Below are 22771 nucleotides of genomic sequence, written 5' to 3'. Positions count from 1 at the left end.
GGATCCAGCTTGCCGAAGGCATCCTGCTGAATCTGCTCCAGGACGAGGTAGGGCGACGAGGCTCGGCGATAGATCTTGTTCAGCGTCATGGCATGGAAGATATCTGCAATGGCAACCATCTTGGCGTAGGGATGAATGTTCTCCGCAGACAGGCTCAGCGGATAACCGCTGCCGTCGATCCGCTCATGATGTTGAAGGGCGGAGAGCTTCGCACCCTCATTGAGGGCGGCCACGCCTTTCAGCAGCGAGTAGCCGCTAAGGGTATGCCTCTTCATTTCTTCCTGCTCCGCTGAAGTGAGGATTCCCGGCTTGGCCAGTATGGTCCGATCCACCTTCACGTTGCCGATATCATGCAGCAGGCCGCCCATCGCGACCTGCATCCAATCCTTGGATGGGAGTCCCGCCCACTGCGCGAGCTGATAGCAGGTCAGGGCGGAGAGTACGCTGCTGTGGTAGTAGAACTCCTCCTGATTGACATGCCTTGGGGAGAAACTTAGAACCTGATAGTCCCTGGAATGGGAGAGCAGCTTCTCCAGACCGGTCCGCAGCTCCAGAATGGGCAGGGCAGCCCCTCCCGCCACTTGTCCATAGGCTTTCTTCAACAGAGCGACCATCGAATCGTATTCGAGAGTGAGGCCGCTATGCGGAAGAGGCTTGCTCTCCGATTTGGCTGCAGGAGGAGCCTCGGCCCCGCCGCGTTCAATGGCAACCTGCTGCACCATGAATGCCGTCAGAATATCCATTTCTCGCATCGTGACGACACGGCCCTTGTGGAACAGAACGCCCCCCAAGGGAGTCAGCACATCCTGAGAAATGACATCACCGAGCTTCAACTGCGCGCAATCGACCGTAATCAAGACGGTTCCTCCCCTTATGACGCGTTCAAATGCTATTCGCTATCCGTACCGGCCTCTTCGTCTCCTGCCGGCACATTGCCCGTATCTTCATCTTCTTCCTGAATCTCTTCGCTTCTGGCAACCCGCGTCACCGTAGCAACCGAGTCCTCGTCGCGGATGTTGATCAACCGCACGCCTTGCGTGTTGCGGCCCATGGAAGAGATCGTATCCATATTCATGCGGATCATCGTTCCCGATGCGGTCATGATCATCAGATCCTCGCCGTCTTCCACCATTTTGAGGCCGGCGATCGGACCGTTCTTCTCCGTTACGTTCAAAGTCTTGATGCCTTTGCCGCCGCGCGATTGCGTCCGGTATTCGCTTACCGGAGTCCGCTTGCCGTATCCTTTGGCCGTAACGATCAGAACTTCCTGCTCCGGATCCACGACGTCGATGTCGATCACCCGGTCGTCGTCATCGAGAGCGATGCCCTTGACTCCTGTGGCCGAGCGGCCCATGGAGCGCACATCGCTTTCCGGGAACCGGATGGACATGCCGTCCGCCGTACCGATGATGATCTCCTGCTTGCCGTCCGTCAGCTTTACGCTGATCAGATCGTCGTCCTCGCGCAGATTGATGGCGATCAAGCCGACGCGGCGGATATTGGAGTAATCGTCGAGAGGCGTCTTCTTGACGATGCCCTGGCGCGTACCGAAGAACAGGTAGCAATCGGGATCGAAAGCTTCGACCGGAATGACGGCATTGACCGTCTCGCCCTGCTCGATCTGCAGCAGGTTGATGATCGGCGTTCCGCGCGCCGTACGGCTGAGATCAGGAATCTCGTAGGCTTTGAGCCGGTATACCTTGCCTTTGTCGGTAAAGAAGAGCAGGTAGTGATGCGTGTTCGAGACGAACAAATGCTCCACAAAGTCATCGGACTTGGTGTCCATGCCGATGACGCCCTTGCCGCCGCGTCGCTGGCTTCGGTAAGTCGATACCGGCAGCCGCTTCACGTAGCCCGAGTGGGTGATCGTGATGACGACATCCTCGCGCGGAATCAGGTCCTCGTCAAGAATCTCGTCCTCGCCGATCGTCACTTCCGTGCGGCGCTCGTCGCCGAAGCGGTCGTTGATCTCGGCAAGCTCCTTGCTGATGATCTCGAGCACCAGCTGCTCGTCGGCCAGAATGGCCTTGTACTCGGCGATGCGGGCAAGCAGCTCGTTGTATTCGGCTTCGATCTTCTCCCGCTCCAGACCGGTCAGGCGCTGCAGCCTCATGTCGAGAATCGCCTGCGCCTGCTCCAGACTGAGCGAGAAGCGGTTGATCAAGCCTTCACGCGCTTCGTCGGTCGTGCGCGAGGAACGGATCAGCGTGATAATCTCGTCGATATGATCAAGCGCGATGCGCAAGCCTTCGAGGATGTGCGCTCTCGCTTCCGCTTTTTTAAGGTCGAATTCGGTACGGCGGCGGATGACCACCATCTGATGCTGCAGATAGTGGTACAGCATGTCGCGCAGCGTAAGGGTGCGCGGCTCGCCGTTGACCAGCGCCAGCATATTGATGCCGAACGTCGATTGCATCTGGGTATGCTTGTACAGGTTGTTCAGGGTTACGCTCGGGTTGACGTCGCGCCGCAGCTCGATGACGACGCGCATACCGTTGCGGTCGGACTCGTCACGCAGGTCGGTAATGCCCTCGATCTTCTTCTCGCGGACGAGCTCGGCGATCTTCTCGACAAGCCGGGCTTTGTTCACCTGATAAGGCAGTTCATGCACGACGATCCGGGCTTTGCCGCCATTCTCTTCGATTTCGGCCCGGGCGCGCATCGTTACGGAGCCGCGGCCGGTCGTATAGGCCTGGCGGATGCCGGAATGGCCCATGACGAAGCCCGCAGTCGGGAAATCCGGACCTTTGACGTAATCCATCAGCTCCACAGACGTAATGTCCGGATTGCGGATCAGCGCCTGAACGCCGTCGATCACTTCCCGCAGGTTATGCGGCGGAATATTGGTCGCCATGCCGACAGCGATGCCGGAGACGCCGTTGACGAGCAGGTTCGGGAAGCGCGCCGGCAATACGGCAGGCTCCCTTTCCTCGCCGTCATAATTGGGATTGTAGTCGACCGTATCCTTGTTCAGGTCGCGGAGCAGCTCCATCGCGATCTTGGACAGACGGGCCTCGGTGTAACGCATGGCAGCCGCCATGTCTCCGTCGATGGAGCCGAAGTTGCCGTGTCCGTCGACGAGCATGTAGCGCATGGAGAAATCCTGCGCCATCCGGACCATCGATTCATACACGGCGCTGTCGCCGTGCGGGTGATACTTGCCGATGACCTCGCCCACGATCCGGGCTGATTTTTTATAAGGCTTGTCCGGGGCCATGCCAAGCTCGGACATAGCGAACAGGATGCGGCGATGGACGGGCTTGAGTCCGTCGCGCACATCCGGCAGCGCGCGGCTGACGATGATGCTCATGGCATAATCCATGAACGACTCGCGCATTTCCGTGCCGATATCCCGGTCTTTGATTTGAGAACGTTGTTCTTCCGCCATACTTACCTCCTGTGCGGTCAGGCCTCCAAACGGCTCAACCTGATGGTGGCGACTTGCGCGGCGTCTGCCCGCCCTATCTTATCTGTCTTGCACAAAGCGGGCACAATTAAACATCGCGGATCGCAAAAAATAGGTGGATGCCGTGCTCCATTCATAGCGGGAATCCATAAAATAAAGGGATTCAGCACGAATGGTCAGTACACTCTATTATATCATTGTTTAGTCGCTTAAGATATCGGAAATTGGACTGAAGTCTGGAAGGGCTGCGGGAATTGCACGCGATTTATCGCTCTTTCGACAGATGAGGAAGGATGAGATCGGTTGGCCATCCAAAGGGTTATGAGCAAGCAAGCGAAAACGGGGGTGCTGCTCCAGTCGGATTCGCTTAAACCCTACATTCCAGACACAAGGACCTATTCCCGGGACACGCTGCAGGCCATGCTGGAGCAGTACCGGATGCTGTACGTCAAGCCCGACGCAGGCACGTTCGGCAACGGCGTCATCAAGGTCCAGAAGCTCGACGGAGGCTACAGATTCCAAAACGGGACGAGGATCCGGTCTTACGCCAGCTTTGACGGACTGTTCGCCGGGCTTGAGAAATCCCGTCCCAAAAGGAGATACGTAGCCCAGCAAGGAATCGATCTCCTGAAGCATAAGCGCCGGCGCTTCGACCTGCGGGTCATGGTGCAGAAAAACCCGAGCGGGAAATGGGAGACGACCGGCATCATCGGCCGGCTCGGACATCCGTCCAAAATCGTCACCAACTACCACAGCGGAGGCACGATCACCCCATTCGAAACGCTGATGAGCGGACATATGGACAATGCCGCGCAAAAGGCGTTCAAGGAGAACTTGCGCCATATCGGCGTCCAGACGGCGGAGCAGCTAGCTACCCGCTATGCCGGCCTCAAGGAAATCGGACTGGACGTTGCGGTCAGCACCAGCATGAAGCCGTGGATTCTGGAGGTCAATACGATGCCGGATCCGTATATATTCCGCAAGCTCAAGGATCAGAGCATCTTCCGCCGGATGAGACGTTACGCCGCCGCCTATGCTCCCAAGCGCACAAGCCGCTGATTCCTTCGCGCAAAGCCGATGAAAAAAATCCCGGGCCGAGTAGGCGCCGGGATCATTGGCGTGAAATCAGATATCCAGGTTTTTGACGTCCTTGGCGTATTGCTGGATGAACTCGCGGCGAGGCTCAACGTTGTCGCCCATCAGCGTGTCGAACATGATGTCCGCCTTGATCGCATCCTCGATCTGAACCTGAAGCATTGTACGGCTCTCGGGATCCATCGTCGTCTCCCACAGCTGCGAAGCGTTCATCTCGCCGAGGCCTTTGTAGCGCTGGACGTTGATCTTGGCTCCTTCGCCGAACTCGGCCATGATCTCGTCGCGCTCCCGTTCGGACTGCGCATAACGAACGACCTTGTTGCGCTCGATCTTGAACAGAGGAGGCTGGGCGATGTATACGTAGCCCGCTTCCAGAATCCGGCGCATGTAGCGGTAAAGGAACGTCAGCAGCAGGGTCCGGATGTGGGCGCCGTCGACGTCGGCATCCGTCATGATGATGATCTTGTGGTACCGGGCTTTGGCGAGGTCGAAATCATCCCCGATTCCGGTGCCGAGAGCCGTAATGATGGCGCGGATCTCCGCATTGGAGAGGATCCGGTCCAGACGCGCCTTCTCGACGTTGAGGATCTTGCCGCGCAGCGGCAGGATTGCCTGGAAATGCCGGTCGCGGCCCTGCTTGGCCGAGCCGCCGGCGGAATCTCCTTCGACGATGTACAGCTCGCTGATGCTGGCATCCTTGGAGGAGCAGTCGGCCAGCTTGCCCGGCAGCGAGCTCACTTCGAGGGCGCTCTTGCGGCGCGTCAGCTCGCGGGCCTTCTTGGCCGCTTCGCGTGCTCGCGAAGCCTGCAGTCCCTTGTCCACGATTTTGCGGGCGACCGACGGGTTCTCTTCCAGAAACTCCTGCAGCTTCTCGGCGAAGAACGACTCTACGATGCCGCGCACCTCGCTGTTGCCGAGCTTGGTCTTGGTCTGTCCTTCGAACTGCGGCTCGGGAATCTTGACGCTGATGATCGCGGTCAGACCCTCGCGCACGTCCTCGCCGGACAGGTTGGAGTTGTTCTCCTTGATCGCACCGCTCTTGCGGGCGTAATCGTTGATGATCCGGGTCAGGGCGCTCTTGAAGCCGGACTCGTGGGTGCCGCCTTCATGCGTGTTGATATTGTTCGCGAAGGAGTAGATGTTCTCGCTGTAGCTGTCGTTGTACTGCAGCGACACCTCCACCTGAATGCCGTCCTTGGAGCCTTCGACATAGATCGGCCTCTCGTTGACGGCTTCGCGGTTGCGGTTGAGGTACTCGACGAACTCGATGATGCCGCCGTCATACTTGAAGCTGTTGCTGACTCCGGTGCGCTCGTCGGCAAGGACAAGCTCGATCCCTTTGTTCAGGAACGCCAGCTCGCGGACGCGCGATTGGAGCGTATCGTATTCGAACACGGTCGTCTCGGTGAACACTTCAGGATCCGGCTTGAACAGCGTCCTGGTTCCCGTCGAGGTGCTTTCCCCGACGATCTTCACATCGTACTGAGGAGCGCCGCGGCGGTATTCCTGCTCATAGACCTTGCCGTCGCGGCTGACCTGCACGACGACCAGCTCCGAAAGGGCGTTTACGACGGAAATGCCGACACCGTGCAAGCCTCCGGATACTTTGTAGCCTTCGCCTCCGAATTTGCCGCCGGCATGCAGGACAGTCATGACGACTTCCAGCGTAGGGCGCTTCATCTTCGGATGCTCTCCGACCGGAATTCCCCTTCCGTTGTCCGTTACGGTAATGCTGTTGTTCTCGTGAATCGTTATCGTAATCCGGTTGCAATACCCGGCGAGCGCTTCGTCAATGCTGTTGTCGACGACTTCCCAGACGAGATGGTGAAGTCCTTTGCTGCTGGTGGAGCCGATATACATACCGGGACGCTTGCGGACCGCTTCCAGTCCTTCAAGCACCTGTATCTGGCTCTCGTCGTACGTATGCTGTGGGTTCGTAGACATGCTTGTCTTCACTGCTCCTCTCGAACTGCACTAACCAGCCGCCAGCGGATGCAGCGGCCCTAACTTGATTTCGGCTTTCACGCAGCGGTCAATAAGCCGCGAAATGATGTCCGCGCTTCTTCAGCGTGGAAGATGAGATAGGGGAGTAGTAGACGCGGTTCTGGGTGACGACGATGGATTTGGGCTCCTCTTCGCCGATCGTCTCCACGTCCTTGCGTTTTTTGGCATCGGCCACGAACTGCTTGGAGAGCTTGGAGGACTGCTCGATGGATATATCGAAGATGGCGACCAGCTCCGATGCCCGAATGATTTTTTCTCCGCCGAGATGGATATACATGCGTGCCTTCCGCTCCCCTCTATGATAAATCCTTGCAGGAATAGAATCGCCCGGGCAAGACAAGTTCCCGCCCTGATGGCGGACAGGCGCCGGCGCAAAAGAAGAGACGGAAGGATGCGCCGGGACAGCCTCTCTGAAAACCGAAACGGCTGCTCCGCCTTATGTCTATGCTCGGGTGCCCGTTAACGTAGAGAAGAGAAGAAGGTATGCCATGACAACCCTTCTTCTCAAGAAAGGGCTGGGGCGGTCATAACGTTACCTTGCCGCCCTCAACCCGGTAAACTCCCGCATCCGACAAGCGGCTCGTGTTCACGCTCTCCAGCCCCGTTGCGGTTATGAATGTCTGCACTTTTCCTTGGAAGGTCTCGATGAGCTGCGTCTGCCTGTGCTGGTCCAGCTCGGACAGCACGTCGTCGAGAAGAAGAAGCGGGTACTCCCCGATCTCTTCCCGGATCAGCTCGATCTCGGCCAGCTTCAGGGACAGCGCCGTCGTCCTTTGCTGTCCCTGTGAGCCGAAAACCTGGGCTTCCTTGCCGTTAATATGGAACGCCAGGTCGTCCCGGTGAGGGCCTGCCAGCGTCACTCCGCGGCGATATTCCTGATCTTTTACCTGTGATAACTTTAACATAAATTGATCGAATAAAACAGATTCATCTTGCTCTCCCTCCATTTCGAAGGAAGGGCGGTAGCTGACGGCAAGCTCTTCGCCGCCTGCGGTGATGCCGGAATGGATCGCTGCCGCCCAGGTCCGGAGCTTCTCTATGAATTGTTGCCTTTTTCTCATGATTTTAACACCATGCTCCGCCAGCTGCATGTTCCATACTTCCATCATCGCAGGCTGGACGGAGCCCGGCCCCGTTGACTTGAGGTAGTTGTTGCGCTGCAGCAGCACCTTGGAGTATTGCTGGAGCGTATGCAAGTACCCCGGCTGCACCTGGCCGATCTCCATATCGAGAAAGCGGCGGCGAATCCCCGGCGTCCCTTTGACGATCTCCAGATCCTCCGGAGCGAACATGACCACGTTGAGCGTGCCGACGAAGCCGCTCAGCTTGCGCTGCTCCAGCCCGTTGATCTTCGCTTTCTTGCCTTGGGCGGAATAGACCAGATCCAGCGACACGTTCCCGTATTTCTTCTCCACTTCTCCATGAACGGATGCTTCCTTGCCATTCCAGCCGATCAGCTCGCGATCTTTGGAGGTCCGATGCGACTTGGTGAGAGCCAAGGCGAAGATGGACTCCAGCAGATTGGTTTTGCCCTGCGCGTTCGGCCCGATGAACAGGTTGACCTTATGGCTGGTGCCGAGCTCAAGCTCCTCGTAATTCCGGTAGTTTTTCAACTTGATTTCGTGTAGGAACACCTGTTCAATCCCCCTGGCTGAAGCCTTGTCCGCGTGGGGCGGACATTACTCGGCGAGACGGGTTCATGATCTCTGAACCTGAAAGGATCCGAACCCCTCTACTTCGACTTTGTCCCCGTCATACAGCTTGCGTCCTCGCCGATTGTCCGGCTCTTCGTTGATGAGAACGGCGTATTCCTGGAGGAAGAACTTGGCCTGTCCTCCGGAATCGATGCAGTCGGCCAGTTTGAGGAATTGGCCGAGAGCGATGTATTCGGTCTTGATCGTGATGGTTTTCATGGCGTTAGCCCTCCTTGGGATGTTGAAAAAAGGGGTTGGAACAAAAGAAGCGGACGGTCCGTGCGCGAATGCGCGGGATCGTCCGCCTGCTGGCCGCACCGGCTGCCCGTCAGTTCGTCGTGCGGTAAGGCAGAATGATGTACTGGCTGTTGTCATGATCCGCAGGGCGGATGATGATCGGGCTCATGGCGCCGGTGAAGCTGATGATGAGCTGCTCGCTGTCGATGACTTTCAGCGTATCCAGCATGTATTTGGAGTTGAAGGCGATGCGGAGCGGCTCGCCGTTCTGGCGGATGACTTCAAGCTGCTCGGTTACGCGTCCGAGCTCCTGCGAGCTGGACGATATTTCGATGTTGCCGTTGTCGAGGGTTACGAGACGGACGATATTGGTTTTTTCTTCTCTCGACATCAAGTAGGCGCGTTCCATCGCGTCGATCAGCTTGCGCGTTTCGAGGACGAGTTCTGTTTTGAACGATTGCGGAATAATCTTGGAAGTATCGGGATAGGTTCCGTCCAGCATGCGGCTGTAAAAGAGGGTGTGCCCCAAGCGGAAAAGCACCTGGTTGCTGGCGACGACGATATCCACGAGGCCGGATCCGTCCGGCACGAGCTTGGACAGCTCGACCATCGTCTTCGCGGCGATGACGATATTGGTCAGCTTGTAGCTGTCCGGAGTTTCGACTTGAGCCAAGCGGCTGGCTAGACGATGGCGGTCGGTGGCCACGAACTTCAGCTGGCCTTCGATCAGGTTCCAGAGCACTCCGGTCAGAACGGGGGTCTGTTCGCTGGTCGAAGCGCAGAATACGGTCTGTCTGACCATCGCTTTGAGAAGATCGCCCGGCAGCTGGAGCACTTCGTCCTCTTCGACGGAAGGCAGGACGGGGAATTCCTCGGGATCAAGTCCGACCATCTGGATATCCGTTGAACCGGAACGAATCAGCGTCTGGTAATGCTCGCCCACCTCGATCTGCACTTCTTCTGCAGGAAGCTTGCGGATGATCTCCACAAAAAACTTGGCCGGCATCACGACGCTGCCCGGCTTGTCCACCTTGGCGACGACAAGCTCGTCCGTTTCGGCCGGAATGAAGCTCTGAATGGAGATATCGGTGTCGCTAGCCGTCAGCGTGACTCCTTGGTGGGTGACGTCGATCTTGATTCCACCAAGTATTGGAATGGCAGGACGTACCGATGCAGCTTTGGCCACTTGTTGGATAGCGTCGTTGAGTTCGTTTTTGGAGATGGTGAGTTTCATGCGTTCCTCCTTGGGCGGCATTCGACGTGATTCGTCTTTTTTAGATGATGTTTTTTAAAAGAATAACAGCAGTAGTAGTCGTAGGGGCGGTGGATATGTGGATAAGCCCTTTTTTCGCCGATGGCAGAAGCCTATCCACATGTGTACAGAGTGTGCATAGGCTTGGCTATTCGTATAGGACTTATCCACGGACGGCGATCCCCGATCGAGAGGCGCCTACATGTGGTTTTTGACTTTTTCCGTCAAATTCTGAATGACCTTGAACAGCTCCTGGTCGATCTTGAGCTGCTTGGAGATTTTCTCATGGGCATGGATGACGGTTGTATGGTCCCGGCCGCCGAAAGCTTCGCCGATCTTGGGCAGCGAGTAGTCCGTCAGCTCACGGGACAGATACATGGCGATCTGCCTTGGATAAGCAACCGCCTTGGTACGCTTGCGCGCCTTGAATTCATCCATTTTGAGGCCGTAAAACTCTCCTACGCGCTGCTGGATGTCCAGAATGGTGATCATTTTCGGCCGCGTGGACGGAATGATGTCCTTGAGCGCCTCCGCAGCCAGATGCGAGGAAATATCCTCGTTGATGAGGGAAGAATAGGCGACGACGCGGATGAGAGCGCCTTCCAGCTCGCGGATGTTCGTATCGATCTGGTTGGCGATGTAGATCATGGCTTCATTTGGAATGTCCAGATTCTCGGCTTTGGCCTTCTTGCGAAGAATGGCGATCCTCGTCTCGAGATCCGGCGGCTGGATATCCGTGATGAGCCCCCATTCGAAGCGGGAACGAAGCCGCTCTTCCAAGGTCGGGATTTCCTTCGGTGTCCGGTCGCTGGAGATGACGATCTGCTTGCGCTCCTCGTGCAGGGCGTTGAACGTATGGAAAAATTCCTCCTGGGTCCCGTCCTTGCCGGCCAGGAACTGGATATCGTCAATCAAGAGAACGTCGATATTCCGGTATTTGTTGCGGAAGCTCTCGCCCCGGTTGTCCCGGATCGCATTGATGAATTCATTGGTGAATTTCTCGGAAGAAATGTACATCACCTTGGTGCTCGGGTTGTGCTCCATGATGTAATGGCCGATTGCGTGCATCAAGTGGGTTTTCCCCAGGCCGACGCCTCCGTAGAGGAATAGCGGATTGTAGGCTTTGGCCGGCGCTTCGGCGACCGCGAGAGATGCGGCATGGGCGAAGCGGTTGTTGGCGCCGATGACGAAGGTGTCGAACGTGTATTTCGGATTGAGCATGTTGGAAAAGGGCTCTTCGGATGATGATGGAGCCGCTTTGGCCGCGGGGATGGCCGGCGCAGCCGGTTCGGGCGGCCGGTTTTCCTCAATGACAAAACGGACGTCAACAGAGCGTCCGATGTAATCCGATACAGTGGATCTGACCAGCTTCGTGTAGCGGCTCTCCAGCCATTCGACCGCAAACGTCGTCGGCGCCGTCACGATGAGGAGTCCGTCATCCGAGAAATTGGCTTTCGTCGCCTTGAACCAGGTGTCGAAGCTCGGTTTGCTCAATTTGGTTTGGATGACTGACAGCACTTGCTGCCACAGATCCACAGTATGGCTGTCCACAGACGGTCACTCCTATCCCTGTCGTAACGATTGATTCGATAAAGGTCAATAAAATGGATCTATCGGGGCGAGTCCTCATCCACAGATGGAAGGACTTGTTGATGAAGGTTATGCATAAGGGGATAATGTTGTTCACAATGTTATCCACAGGTTGTTGATAAGTTACTGCCGGCACTGCATCCGTCCACAACAAAAACAAATCTATCATAGCAAAAGAAAGGCGCTATTTCAACGAGTTGGAGAATATTATCCACAATCCCAAGTCCTTGTGTATAAAGGTTATCTACAGCACTAGATATTGTTAACAGTCTGTGCGCAAATTCGACAGCATCCGTCAACAGTCCTGTTAATTATGCACATGTTACTAAATTTCGCCGACAGCTGCGACATTCTTCGTTATCCACAACCGATAATGGCCGGAGGGCTTTTCCATAGCCGAAAAAAACGAAAAGCGTCGAATCATGATGCAAAAATCGAAACGCTATATAGATGAAGCGATCTGAAGATAGTTATGCACAGGCCTCCGAGGTAGGAGGATCATGTTCAGGTTGACTTTCGCATGTCTGCATGGTTAAATGGAAAAAGGCGTTTTTAACTCGGGATGACGTAAGGGCAACTTCGGATAGACAGTCGTCCCCGGGTTCTGCCTCGGTCCGCTGCGGCAGATGCCCGAGTGAGGACGAAGATATACCGATCGGGGAGGTGCAATAGATTATGAGACCGACTTTCAGACCGAACGTAAGCAAGCGCAAAAAGGTACACGGATTCCGCAAGCGCATGAGCTCGAAAAACGGCCGCAAAGTGCTGGCAGCCCGTCGCAAGAAGGGCCGCAGCGTTCTGAGCGCATAATACAAAAGGGCATTCCCCTTCTTTCCGGGGATTTTCGCCTGCCACGCCGACCGCCTTCTGGGGCAATGGCTGGAGAGAGGAGACCACGCAAGTGGTCTTTTTTTCTGCCCGGATATCCGCAGCTTGAAGCGGGGCGGATCCGGCGGATAGATTGTCATGCTGTTCTTCTTGCGGAGGGTGCGTCCGGCATGCCTGCGCACGCCCTAAGTTGGATATACTGAAACTAACAACGCACGGAGTCGGTGAGAAATGCAGAGAAAACTACGGCTCAGAAAACGCGAGGATTTCTCCCGCACCTATCGGGGAGGCAAATCGTTCGCCAATGGGCAGCTGGTCGTATACTGGTCCAGGCAGCCGAAGGCGGAACCGTTCCGTCTCGGCATCTCCGCCAGCAAAAAGATCGGCAATGCCGTCGTGCGCAACCGCATGAGACGGTTGCTGAAAGAAATTGTCCGCGCTCATGCGGATGAGATCAAAGAGAAGACCGATCTGATTCTGATCGTCCGGGCGGGAGCCGTCGGCAAGTCGTCGAAGGAGCTGGAGCGCAGCGTGCTGCATGTTTTGCGCAAGGCGGGTCTGTTGAAGCCTCGCTGACGGCGAGGCTGCTCGGCAAGCGCCGGACAAGCAGCCGTTTCTAAATTACAAATGGGTGAAGAAGAACGTGCGCTACCACGGGGCTTATCCATTCTTCTCGGCGCAAGCGTCTTCACCATAATTTGATGATGAAGCCGTTTTGCTTGTCAGAATAGAAAGCCCGCTACCACAGGGCTTATCCATTCTTCTCGGCGCAAACGTCTTCACCATAATTTGATGATGAAGCCGTTTTGCTTGTCAGAATAGAAAGCCCGCTATCACAGGGCTTATCCATTCTTCTCGGCGCAAACATCTTCACCATAATTTGATGATGAAGCCGTTTTGCTTGGACCCTATTATATGGTATAGTTTAGGTTGAATTGCGACAGGCTCTCAGAGAGGAGATTTACATGTTGTTTTCCCGTTTGGCTTCAAAACGCAAGTGGCTTGTCACGCTCAGCCTGGTGCTGATGGTGGCCGTCCTCTCGGGATGCATGCCGAATAACAGCCACACCACCACGACCGAAGATTTGCTGAAGGGCAACTGGTGGGAAAGATACGTCGTTTACTATTTCTCGTATTTGCTCGACCATTTCGCGACCTGGTTCAACGGTCAATACGGCCTCGCCATTCTCGTGATGGTTATCATCGTCCGTACGCTGATCCTGCCGCTTACCATTAAGCAGTACCGCAGCTCCAAGGCGATGCAGGCCCTGCAGCCTGAGCTTGCCAACATCAAAAAGAAACACAAGGACAACCCGCAGAAGCAGCAAGAAGAGACGATGAAGCTCTTCCAGGAAAACAAGGTCAATCCGATGGCGGGCTGTTTGCCGCTGATCGTCCAGATGCCTATTTTCATTGCTCTGTACAACTCCATCTACTATAACGCCGACATCCGTGTCCATGAATTCCTGTGGCTCAAGCTCGGCGAGCCCGACCATCTGCATATCCTGCCGTTCATTGCGGCTCTGACGACTTACGTCCAGACCAAAATGATGCAGAAAACGCAGCCGAACAACCCGCAGATGGCGATGATGAATTCCATTATGATGATTTTCCCGATCCTCATTCTGGTCATGGCTTGGAGCTTCCCTTCGGCGCTTCCGCTGTACTGGATCTACACGAACATCTACACGATCATCCAGAACTACTTCCTTTACGTGCGCAATGCCGACAAGAAGGCGGAAGTCGCAACCGCTGCCGCGCCATCGGCCAAAACGGTCAAAACGGCCAAAGGAAAAAACAAATAGTACGCGGTTCAGGCATACCACAAATCCATTTTCAGGCAGCAATGGCTTCTATAGTCATTGCTTTTTTGCCATAATTACGGGCACCCTTGCTCAAAAATCAGATCTGGGGGCTCTCGGAAGGAATCGAAAAGCATGATACAGGATACAATTGCCGCGATCTCGACCGCGCTGGGAGAAGGCGGCATTGCCGTCATCCGCGTCAGCGGACCTGCAGCGGTAGAGAGCGTTTCGAATATATTGAAGTCGCGGACTCCTCTTGCGGACGCCCCGACCCATACGGTGACGTACGGCCATATCGCGGCTCCCGCGAGCGGCGAAATCATCGAGGAGGTCCTGGTGACCGTCATGAAGGGACCCCGTTCCTTCACGGGCGAGGATGTCGTCGAGATTGGGGCGCATGGAGGGCTTGTGGCGGTACGCAAAGTTCTCGAGCTCGTTCTGGAGCAGCCTGGAGTCCGAGTGGCGGAGCCCGGCGAATTCACTAAGCGGGCATTCCTCAACGGCCGGATCGACTTGGCTCAAGCGGAGGCGGTCATCGACCTGATCCGCTCAAAGTCCGATCGTTCTTATTCCGTTGCCCTTAAGCAGGCCGAAGGAACTTTGTCTCGGAAGATCAAGGCGCTTCGGCATACGTTGATCGAGCTCCTCGCTCATATCGAGGTCAACATTGATTACCCGGAGCATGACGTAACGGAAATGACTTCTTCTTATATAAAGGACAGCTGCGGTTCCGCCATGGAAGAAATCCGCCGGCTGCTGAAGACGGCTGCCGAAGGGAAGATTCTTCGTGAAGGCATTACGACAGCCATCGTCGGCCGTCCCAATGTGGGCAAGTCTTCTCTTCTGAACGCGCTTGTCCAGGAAAGCAAGGCGATTGTGACGGATATACCCGGCACGACGCGGGATGTTATTGAGGAATACATTACATTATCCGGTATTCCTTTGCGGCTGCTCGATACGGCGGGCATTCGCGAGACGACCGATGTCGTCGAGCGGATCGGCGTGGAGCGTTCCCGTTCTGCTGCTGCGGATGCCGATCTTCTGCTGCTTGTATTGAACCATAATGAGGCGCTTCATGAGGATGAACGGGAGCTGCTCGCAAAGCTGACCGGGCGCCAGGTTGTTGTCATCGTGAATAAAAGCGATCTGCCGGCGCAGCTGAAGCTGGATGAGGTATCGGCTGCACTGCCTGAGAGCCGGATCGTCATGATGTCGGTGCTTCAGGAAGAAGGACTGGAAGCGCTCGAAGAAGCGATCCGGGAGCTGTTCTTTGAAGGGCAGCTTGAGAGCGCGGACCTGACTTATGTGAGCAATGTCCGGCATATCTCGCTGCTCAACAAAGCCAGCCAAGCGCTTAGCGAAGCTGTTGCGGCGACCGAGGACGGCATTCCGATCGATATGGTCCAGCTGGATGTGCGCTCCGCCTGGGAGCTGCTCGGCGAGATTATCGGAGATACGGCGGGAGAGTCGTTGATCGATCAGATTTTCTCGCAGTTTTGTCTGGGGAAATGATCGGCGAGCAATCCACATGTGGATAACCGACTCGAGAATGCGGCAGGCGACAGCAGATGGCGGCGGAAGAGGTCGGATACGGCGGAAGCAAGTCGAAACTTGGTAAATGAAAACCACTTTTCATAAAAGAGGGAGAGGCAGGCGGTAAATAACGCCTTTCCGGCTCGGGAGGAAAAAATCATGACTTACCCTGCAGGACAATATGATGTTCTTGTAATCGGAGCGGGACATGCGGGTTGCGAAGCGGCTCTGGCTGCGGCGAGAATGGGCTGCGAGACGCTGCTGCTTACGATCAATCTGGATATGGTCGCATTCATGCCGTGCAACCCGTCCATCGGCGGACCGGCCAAAGGTCATGTCGTGCGCGAAATCGATGCTCTCGGCGGCGAGATGGGCCGCAATATCGACAAGACCTATATTCAAATGAGGATGCTGAACACGGGGAAAGGTCCGGCCGTGCATGCGCTGCGCGCTCAGGCGGACAAGTTCTCGTACCAGCATATGATGAAGAAGACGATCGAGGAAACGCCGCATCTGACGCTTCGCCAGGGGATGGCGGAGGAGCTGATCGTCGAGGATGGAGCCTGCGTCGGCGTCGTGACGAAGACCGGAGCCGAGTACCGCGCCAAGTCGGTCGTTGTTACGACCGGGACATATTTGCGCGGCAAGGTGATCATGGGCGAGCTGATCTATGAAAGCGGCCCGAACAACCAGCAGCCGTCGATCAAGCTGTCCCAATCGCTCAAGGAGAACGGCTTCGAGCTCGTTCGCTTCAAAACGGGTACGCCCCCGCGCGTCCACAAGGACAGCATCGACTTTTCCAAGATGGAGATTCAGCCCGGGGATGATATCCCTCAGTTCTTTTCCTTTGAAACCGAATATGCGGACAACGAGCAGCTGCCTTGCTGGCTGACTTACACCTCCGAGGATACCCATAAGATCATCAACGACAACCTGCACAGAGCGCCAATGTTCTCCGGAGTCATCGAGGGCACGGGACCGCGCTACTGTCCTTCCATCGAGGATAAGATCGTTCGCTTCGCGGACAAGCCGAAGCATCAGATTTTCCTTGAGCCTGAAGGAAAGGACACATCGGAGTACTACGTTCAAGGGCTGTCCACGAGCATGCCGGAGGATGTGCAGCTGAGCATCCTGCGCTCGATTCCCGGCCTGGAGAACGTCGAGATGATGCGGACCGGCTATGCCATTGAATACGATGCCGTCGTGCCGACCCAGCTGTGGCCTTCCCTGGAGACGAAAGTGCTGCCGGGCCTGTTCACTGCCGGCCAGATCAACGGAACATCGGGCTACGAGGAAGCGGCGGGCCAAGGCATCATGGCCGGCATCAATGCGGCCCGCAAGGTGCAGGGCAAGGATCCGGTCGTCATTGACCGTTCCCAAGGCTATATCGGCGTTCTGATCGACGATCTCGTGACGAAGGGAACGAACGAGCCTTACCGCCTGCTTACATCGCGCGCGGAGTACCGCCTGCTGCTTCGGCATGACAATGCCGACCTGCGTCTGACTCCGACCGGTTATGAAATCGGATTGATTTCGGAAGAGCGCCATGCCAAATTCCAGGTGAAGAAAGGACGTGTCGAGGAGGAGCTGGCCCGCTTGAAGACAGTGAAGATCCGTCCCGAAGAAGCTCAAGAGCTGCTGGAGCAGGCCGGATCGGCTCCGCTGCAGGCGACGACCGATGCCCTCACCCTGCTCAGGCGTCCGGAACTGTCCTATGCCATCCTCGAACCGCTGGCTGCGGCGCCATACGAGTTGACAGCGGATATGAAGGAACAGGTCGAAATCCAGATCAAATACGCCGGTTATATCGAAAAACAGCTGCTTCAGGTCGAACGCCTCGGAAAAATGGAGAAGAAGAAGATTCCGGAAGGAATCGACTACAGCATCGTCCATGGACTTGCCATGGAAGCGAAGCAGAAGCTCTCGTCCATTCGTCCGCTCAACATCGGACAAGCGAGCCGCATTTCCGGCGTGACCCCGGCGGATATTTCCATCCTGCTCGTTCATCTGGAGCACTATAATCGAGTGACGGCAGCGGGGAAATCCTGATGGATGCGGTTCAGAAGTCATTTCACGAGCTTCTCGCCGCCCGAGGAATCGAGCTTGCGCCTCACCAACTGAGCCAGTTCGAGCGTTATTTCGAGCTGCTAGTGGAATGGAACGAGCGGATGAATCTGACCGGAATCACGGAGAGGGATGCGGTTTTCGAAAAGCATTTCTACGACTCCCTCTCGCTTGCTTTCTATATGGATCTGTCGAAGGCGAGGAATCTGGCCGATATAGGATCGGGGGCGGGTTTTCCAAGTATTCCCTTGAAAATCGCCTTTCCTCATCTTCAGATTACGATTGTCGACAGTTTGAACAAGCGGATTTCCTTCCTGCAGCATGTATGCGACGCGTTGGGATTGGAGAACGTGCAATGCGTGCATGGCAGAGCCGAAGATGTCGGCCGCATCCCCGCGCATCGGGATCAATATGAGGTTGTGACGGCGAGAGCGGTAGCGAGGCTAGCGGGTCTAGGCGAGCTGTGTCTGCCGTTCGCCGCAAAGGACGGCGTATTCGCAGCCATGAAAGGCGCCAATCCGCAAGAGGAGCTTGATGAGGCTGCGTATGCCTTGAAAGAGCTCCGCGCCAAGGCAGAGCGGGTCGAAACGTTGAAGCTGCCGTTTGAGCAATCCGAGCGCGCCATTGTATTTATCCGCAAGACGGATCGGACGCCGGCGGCATATCCGCGCAAAGCCGGAATTCCTTTGAAGCAGCCTCTGGTGCGTGGCATCTCCTTGGTGAAGAAGCCTCGCTGATTGTTTCACGTGGAACAATGAGATCGAGAAGAGGTTTCGGATGCCATCCTCACCTGAACGAGGGAATGGGAAGGCATGAAAACTTCTTGGAAATCCAAAATCAAGCAGGAGAACCTGCTTCCAAAAGCGAATTGGTGGAGTAAAGATAGCACTGGGGATGCCGCTTGTTGACGGCATCCGCACCAGGATGTCCCCGTTGCTAGACAGACCTGCGAAGGCTGTCCGCCTATATCGGCCGTTCTCCGCAAGAGACACACTCCGATCTGCCCGTGCTGCATGATCAATGCCGACCGGCCTCCTCAGCTTGGAGCTGAGCGAACTGCCTGGTGCCGCAACCATGACTTGGGGGCCAAGCACGACCCGCCGCGGCTGCAACACGGAAGAAACATCGAGGTCATGGGCACATTGAATTTCGGGTGGTTGAAGAATGATGAAGGAACAATTTTCACGGCTGTTCGGGTTGAATGACCAGAAGGCCGCTCTTGATGAAGTCAAGCAGATTCCGGTTGGAAGCATTGATACGAGCCCTTATCAGCCCAGAACCGTCTTTGACGATGACAGGATCGAGGAGCTCAGCCAGACGATCCGAACCCATGGCGTCATTCAGCCGATCGTCGTCCGGGCTCGCGGCGACCGCTACGAGATCATAGCGGGCGAGCGCCGCTGGCGTGCCGTCAGCAAGCTGGGTCTGGATACGGTACCGGCCATTGTTCGCGACTTCAACGATTCTCAAGCGGCCTCGATTGCCTTGATTGAGAACCTGCAGCGCGAAGGACTGTCCGCCATCGAGGAAGCGGTCGCTTACCAGAAGCTGATCGACCTGCATAGCCTCACCCAGGAAAGCCTCGCGCAGCGGCTCGGCAAAAGCCAATCGACAATCGCCAACAAGATCCGGTTGCTCGGGCTCAGCGAGCCGGTCAAAAGCGCCCTAGTCGAACGGAAAATCACGGAACGCCATGCCCGCTCCTTGCTGGCCCTCGACACCGATGAGCTGCAGCAGAAGGTGCTGGAAGACGTGCTGTCGAAAGAGCTCAACGTCAAGCAGACCGAGGCGAGAGTCGCCTTCTACAAGGAAGCATCCAAAACGAAAAAAGCGAAGCGGATCAGCTTCACGAAAGATGTCCGGCTTGCCCTCAACACGATCCGGCAATCCATCGATATGGTTTCAGGCTCGGGCTTGCAAATCAAAACCGATGAGAAAGACCATGACGATCATTATGAGATTGTCATCCGGATTCCAAAACGATAATGTCGTATTCCGGCGCCGATTCCGTTATACTTAATTACAGCAATCAGGAATGATTAACATAAGGGCATTCATACCGAATGATCAGCATGAGCGAACAGCATGATATAGCCCGCAGACTTATCCACGGAAAGCGGCAGCAGCCGCTTTTTTTCGTCCTGTCGGAAGGAATGACATTGTGCTGGTCCTGCTCGGTGCGCAGCGTGCTCAGAGGATGGCGGTCTCGCGCCGACGAGGAATGAATTCCTTCTCCAGCTTGGAATGAAGGCAGGGCTGTTCTTAGCCGCAGGGAAGTTCACGTTTGACTAGAATGGAACATTGAGGTGACAAGGTTGTCCAAAATCATTGCCATTACGAACCAGAAGGGCGGCGTCGGCAAAACGACGACATCCGTGAATCTGGGCGCTTGCCTGGCTTCCCTCGGCAAAAAGGTGCTGCTTGTCGATATCGATCCGCAGGGCAATACGACCAGCGGCGTCGGAATCAACAAGGCCGACGTGGAAAACAGCATTTATGATGTTCTTATCAATGAGGTCGATCCGCATGAAGCGGTGACGCCGACCGCGGTCCCTAATCTCTCCATTATTCCCGCGACGATTCAGCTTGCGGGGGCGGAGATCGAGCTGGTTCCGACGATATCCCGGGAAGTAAGGCTGAAGAAGTCACTGTCCCAGCTGAAAAATGAATACGATTACGTTCTGATCGACTGTCCGCCGTCGCTCGGCATTTTGACCATCAATTCGCTGACGGCTGCCGATTCCGTCATCATTCCGATACAATGTGAATATTACGCGCTTGAAGGCCTTAGCCAGCTGCTGAATACCGTCCGCCTGGTCCAAAAACATCTCAATACATCGCTCGCGATCGAAGGCGTGCTGCTGACGATGTTCGATGCCCGTACGAACCTCGGCATCCAAGTTATCGAAGAAGTGAAGAAGTACTTCCAGCAGAAGGTGTACCAGACGATTATTCCGCGCAATGTGCGTCTCAGCGAGGCTCCTTCGCACGGACAAGCCATCATCACCTACGATCCGAAGTCCAAAGGAGCCGAAGTTTATCTTGAATTGGCGAAGGAAGTGATCCAGTATGAGCAAGCGGCTAGGTAGAGGACTGGATGCCCTCATTCCGTCTCTTTCGGTAAACGACGATGACAAGGTCATCGAAATCGATCTGAAGCAGCTGCGAGCCAACCCTTATCAACCGCGGACGACGTTCCAGGATGAATCCATTCGCGAGCTTGCGGAATCCATCCGCCAGCACGGCGTCATTCAGCCGATCATCGTCAGAACGGTGCTGAAGGGCTATGAGATCATTGCAGGAGAGCGGCGTTGCCGGGCTTCCCAATTATGCGGCAACACGACTATACCGGCTGTGGTGCGGAATTTCACGGATCAGCAGGTCATGGAGATCGCGCTGATCGAGAATTTGCAGAGGGAAGATCTCAATGCCATCGAGCTCGCTGTCGCTTATCAGGCGATCATGGACAAGTTCGACCTGACGCAGGAAGAGCTCTCTCTCAAGGTCGGCAAATCCCGGTCGCATATCGCCAATTTCCTGCGCCTTCTCAGTCTGCCGGGCGACATCAAGGACAGTGTTTCACGTGGAACAATTTCCATGGGACATGCCAGAGCTCTCGTAGGCGTCAAGGAAGACAAGGTCCGCAAAGAGCTGGCCAAACAGATCGTGAGCAATGAGTGGAGCGTCCGCGAGCTGGAGAAGGCGATTCAGGATCTGGAGCATAAAAAGCCTGAGAAAGCCGTCGCCAAGCTGAAAAAGCGCGATCCTTACGTCGAATCGCTGGAGGAGACGCTGCGCGAGCGATTCAAAACAACCGTGAAGATCAAGGCGTCGAAGGACAAGGGGAAAATAGAGCTGTCCTACTACAATAAGCAGGATCTGGAAAGATTGCTGGACCTTCTCCAATCCTAACGATTGCGCTCCAAATCATGGGGGCTGGTGAAGGGAAAATGGAACCATATGCGGCATGCCCAAGTTGTATTCTCTGGTTCCAGAGATTAAACTTAGGTATGCTGTTGTTTTTTTTCTGACCTCCTTACCTTATTGAAGACTACCTGAATTCGGAGGATAGCCATGACATCGAATAAGCCGGTCATTTATTTGGATCATGCGGCCACATCCTGGCCGAAGCCGCCGGCTGTTGCCGAGGCGATGATGGAAATCCTGCTGCATGGAACGGCGAATCCCGGCAGGGGCAGCCACCAGATGGCCGTTCAATCCGGGCGGGTTCTATTCGGGGCGCGCAAGAGGCTGGCGAAGCTGTTCCGGATTGCGAATCCCAATGATATCTCCTTTGCCGCCAATACGACGGCAGCCTTGAACCTTGCGATCAAAGGCATGCTGAAGCCGGGAGATCATGTCATTGCGACGGCAGTCGAGCATAATTCCATCCGCAGGCCGCTGGAGTATTTGAAGGCAAGCATTGGAATCGGGGTTACATACATAGAGGCTACGCCGGAAGGGGAGGTCAGGCCGGAGCAGGTGGAGCAGGCGCTCACTTCTCGTACCGCCCTCGTAGCCGCTGCCCATAGCTCCAATCTGCTCGGGAGCATACTGCCGGTCGAAGAGATCGGCTCGATAACCCGCAAAAGAGGGATTCCGCTGCTGGTCGACGCTGCCCAGTCTGCCGGCGTGCTGGACATCGATGTCGAGGCGATGGGAATCGACCTCCTTGCGTTTCCGGGCCATAAAGCGCTCCTCGGTCCTCAGGGGACCGGCGGCCTGTATATCCACCCCAGGCTTGACCCCGTCCCGCTGCTGCACGGAGGAACCGGAAGCCAGTCCGAATCGGCTGAGCAGCCGACGGTGAGGCCCGATCGTTATGAGGCGGGCACTCCGAATACGCCGGGAATCGCCGGGCTTGCTGCGGGCGTCCAATATGTCATGGATCAGACGACGGCCGCAATCCATGCAAAAGAAACGGAGCTGGTCTCCTATCTGATGGAGGAGCTTGCATCCGTTCCGGGACTGAGGCTGCTGGGGCCGGCTGCAGGCAAGCCGAGGACAGGAATTGTCTCTCTTACGATGGCCGGCGTCGAGGCGTCGGAGCTGTCGTTCATCCTGGACCAGCATTACGGCATCGCCGTAAGGTCCGGCTATCATTGCACGCCGCTCGCGCATTACAGCGCGGGAACGGCCGAGACGGGAGCCGTCAGGGCAAGCGTCGGTTATTCTACAACCAAAGAGGACGCTGAATCGTTCCTAACAGCGATACGGGAAATCAGGTCACATTACCCCATGCAGGGACAGGGTTAGGAGAGCT

19 protein-coding genes (1 of these 19 cut by a window edge) are annotated in these 22771 nt (G+C 55.9%); 11 read left to right on the top strand and 8 right to left on the bottom strand.

All coding sequences use genetic code 11. From position 1 onward, the window contains the following. Both VE23_RS16755 and gyrA read right to left on the bottom strand, forming a co-directional pair. Positions 1-857 carry the 5' portion of an HD-GYP domain-containing protein gene (locus VE23_RS16755; RefSeq protein ID WP_049868615.1) on the bottom strand. The gene continues 196 nt to the left of window position 1, outside the view, so the window shows 857 of its 1053 coding nt (coding positions 1-857); its start codon is at positions 855-857; its stop codon lies off the left edge, out of view. Positions 858-889: 32 nt separating this feature from the next. Continuing rightward, complete coding sequence (gene gyrA, locus VE23_RS16750; RefSeq protein WP_048747588.1) at positions 890-3388, bottom strand: DNA gyrase subunit A; 2499 nt, start codon at positions 3386-3388, stop codon at positions 890-892. A 321-nt stretch (positions 3389-3709) separates the two neighbouring features. Between gyrA and VE23_RS16745 the strand changes: the two genes are divergently transcribed. Continuing rightward, positions 3710-4465, top strand: coding sequence for a YheC/YheD family protein (locus VE23_RS16745; RefSeq protein ID WP_232316981.1), 756 nt, complete (start codon positions 3710-3712; stop codon positions 4463-4465). A gap of 66 nt (positions 4466-4531) precedes the next feature. Here the strand turns inward: VE23_RS16745 and gyrB are convergent, their stop codons facing one another. From gyrB to dnaA, 6 genes are all read right to left on the bottom strand, one after another. Then, entirely contained in the window at positions 4532-6445 is a 1914-nt protein-coding gene (gyrB, locus tag VE23_RS16740; protein ID WP_048747584.1) for a DNA topoisomerase (ATP-hydrolyzing) subunit B, read from the bottom strand. 88 nt (positions 6446-6533) lie between these two features. Further along, positions 6534-6782: an extracellular matrix regulator RemB gene (gene remB / locus VE23_RS16735; protein WP_048747582.1), complete on the bottom strand. Its 249-nt coding sequence runs from the start codon at positions 6780-6782 to the stop codon at positions 6534-6536. 247 nt (positions 6783-7029) lie between these two features. After that, entirely contained in the window at positions 7030-8139 is a 1110-nt protein-coding gene (recF, locus tag VE23_RS16730) for a DNA replication/repair protein RecF (RefSeq protein WP_049868613.1), read from the bottom strand. 63 nt (positions 8140-8202) lie between these two features. After that, complete coding sequence (gene yaaA / locus VE23_RS16725; protein ID WP_048744316.1) at positions 8203-8418, bottom strand: S4 domain-containing protein YaaA; 216 nt, start codon at positions 8416-8418, stop codon at positions 8203-8205. A 109-nt stretch (positions 8419-8527) separates the two neighbouring features. Continuing rightward, positions 8528-9670, bottom strand: coding sequence for a DNA polymerase III subunit beta (dnaN, locus tag VE23_RS16720; RefSeq protein ID WP_048744315.1), 1143 nt, complete (start codon positions 9668-9670; stop codon positions 8528-8530). A gap of 216 nt (positions 9671-9886) precedes the next feature. Continuing rightward, complete coding sequence (gene dnaA, locus VE23_RS16715) at positions 9887-11239, bottom strand: chromosomal replication initiator protein DnaA (RefSeq protein WP_021880310.1); 1353 nt, start codon at positions 11237-11239, stop codon at positions 9887-9889. Positions 11240-11953: 714 nt separating this feature from the next. Here dnaA and rpmH point away from each other — a divergent pair. From rpmH to VE23_RS16665, 10 genes are all read left to right on the top strand, one after another. Further along, positions 11954-12088: a 50S ribosomal protein L34 gene (rpmH, locus tag VE23_RS16710; protein ID WP_048744313.1), complete on the top strand. Its 135-nt coding sequence runs from the start codon at positions 11954-11956 to the stop codon at positions 12086-12088. Between the two features lie 249 nt (positions 12089-12337). Next, positions 12338-12682, top strand: coding sequence for a ribonuclease P protein component (gene rnpA / locus VE23_RS16705; protein ID WP_021880308.1), 345 nt, complete (start codon positions 12338-12340; stop codon positions 12680-12682). 389 nt (positions 12683-13071) lie between these two features. Further along, positions 13072-13911, top strand: coding sequence for a YidC/Oxa1 family membrane protein insertase (locus VE23_RS16700; RefSeq protein ID WP_049868612.1), 840 nt, complete (start codon positions 13072-13074; stop codon positions 13909-13911). Positions 13912-14043: 132 nt separating this feature from the next. Beyond that, positions 14044-15423: a tRNA uridine-5-carboxymethylaminomethyl(34) synthesis GTPase MnmE gene (mnmE, locus tag VE23_RS16695; protein WP_049868611.1), complete on the top strand. Its 1380-nt coding sequence runs from the start codon at positions 14044-14046 to the stop codon at positions 15421-15423. 180 nt (positions 15424-15603) lie between these two features. Further along, positions 15604-17493 carry a tRNA uridine-5-carboxymethylaminomethyl(34) synthesis enzyme MnmG gene (gene mnmG / locus VE23_RS16690; protein WP_049868610.1) on the top strand — a complete coding sequence of 630 codons (1890 nt, stop codon included), beginning with the start codon at positions 15604-15606 and terminating at the stop codon, positions 17491-17493. Beyond that, positions 17493-18245, top strand: coding sequence for a 16S rRNA (guanine(527)-N(7))-methyltransferase RsmG (gene rsmG / locus VE23_RS16685; RefSeq protein WP_049868609.1), 753 nt, complete (start codon positions 17493-17495; stop codon positions 18243-18245). The genes mnmG and rsmG overlap by 1 nt, the downstream gene beginning before the upstream one ends. 430 nt (positions 18246-18675) lie before the next feature. Next, positions 18676-19494: a nucleoid occlusion protein gene (gene noc / locus VE23_RS16680; protein WP_049869776.1), complete on the top strand. Its 819-nt coding sequence runs from the start codon at positions 18676-18678 to the stop codon at positions 19492-19494. Between the two features lie 329 nt (positions 19495-19823). Further along, positions 19824-20597: a ParA family protein gene (locus VE23_RS16675; RefSeq protein WP_048744303.1), complete on the top strand. Its 774-nt coding sequence runs from the start codon at positions 19824-19826 to the stop codon at positions 20595-20597. After that, positions 20578-21420, top strand: a complete 843-nt coding sequence (locus VE23_RS16670) for a ParB/RepB/Spo0J family partition protein (RefSeq protein ID WP_021878907.1) — start codon at positions 20578-20580, stop codon at positions 21418-21420. The genes VE23_RS16675 and VE23_RS16670 overlap by 20 nt, the downstream gene beginning before the upstream one ends. Before the next feature lie 162 nt (positions 21421-21582). Continuing rightward, a complete protein-coding gene (locus VE23_RS16665) occupies positions 21583-22764 on the top strand; it encodes an aminotransferase class V-fold PLP-dependent enzyme (RefSeq protein ID WP_049868608.1) in 1182 nt (393 codons plus the stop codon). The last annotated feature ends 7 nt before the right edge of the window (positions 22765-22771 follow it).

The sequence above is a fragment of the Paenibacillus sp. D9 genome (assembly GCF_001188365.1).
Taxonomy (GTDB): domain Bacteria; phylum Bacillota; class Bacilli; order Paenibacillales; family Paenibacillaceae; genus Paenibacillus_O; species Paenibacillus_O humicus.
This window is presented reverse-complemented; position numbering and strand designations above follow the sequence as displayed.

Excerpts from the sequence above, each read along its gene's own strand:
- gyrA (WP_048747588.1), bottom strand. The coding sequence starts at position 3,388 with ATGGCGGAAGAACAACGTTCTCAAATCAAAGACCGGGATATCGGCACG.
- gyrB (WP_048747584.1), bottom strand. The coding sequence starts at position 6,445 with ATGTCTACGAACCCACAGCATACGTACGACGAGAGCCAGATACAGGTG.
- remB (WP_048747582.1), bottom strand. The coding sequence starts at position 6,782 with ATGTATATCCATCTCGGCGGAGAAAAAATCATTCGGGCATCGGAGCTG.
- yaaA (WP_048744316.1), bottom strand. The coding sequence starts at position 8,418 with ATGAAAACCATCACGATCAAGACCGAATACATCGCTCTCGGCCAATTC.
- dnaN (WP_048744315.1), bottom strand. The coding sequence starts at position 9,670 with ATGAAACTCACCATCTCCAAAAACGAACTCAACGACGCTATCCAACAA.
- rpmH (WP_048744313.1), top strand. The coding sequence starts at position 11,954 with ATGAGACCGACTTTCAGACCGAACGTAAGCAAGCGCAAAAAGGTACAC.
- rnpA (WP_021880308.1), top strand. The coding sequence starts at position 12,338 with ATGCAGAGAAAACTACGGCTCAGAAAACGCGAGGATTTCTCCCGCACC.
- VE23_RS16700 (WP_049868612.1), top strand. The coding sequence starts at position 13,072 with ATGTTGTTTTCCCGTTTGGCTTCAAAACGCAAGTGGCTTGTCACGCTC.
- mnmE (WP_049868611.1), top strand. The coding sequence starts at position 14,044 with ATGATACAGGATACAATTGCCGCGATCTCGACCGCGCTGGGAGAAGGC.
- mnmG (WP_049868610.1), top strand. The coding sequence starts at position 15,604 with ATGACTTACCCTGCAGGACAATATGATGTTCTTGTAATCGGAGCGGGA.
- rsmG (WP_049868609.1), top strand. The coding sequence starts at position 17,493 with ATGGATGCGGTTCAGAAGTCATTTCACGAGCTTCTCGCCGCCCGAGGA.
- noc (WP_049869776.1), top strand. The coding sequence starts at position 18,676 with ATGAAGGAACAATTTTCACGGCTGTTCGGGTTGAATGACCAGAAGGCC.
- VE23_RS16670 (WP_021878907.1), top strand. The coding sequence starts at position 20,578 with ATGAGCAAGCGGCTAGGTAGAGGACTGGATGCCCTCATTCCGTCTCTT.
- VE23_RS16665 (WP_049868608.1), top strand. The coding sequence starts at position 21,583 with ATGACATCGAATAAGCCGGTCATTTATTTGGATCATGCGGCCACATCC.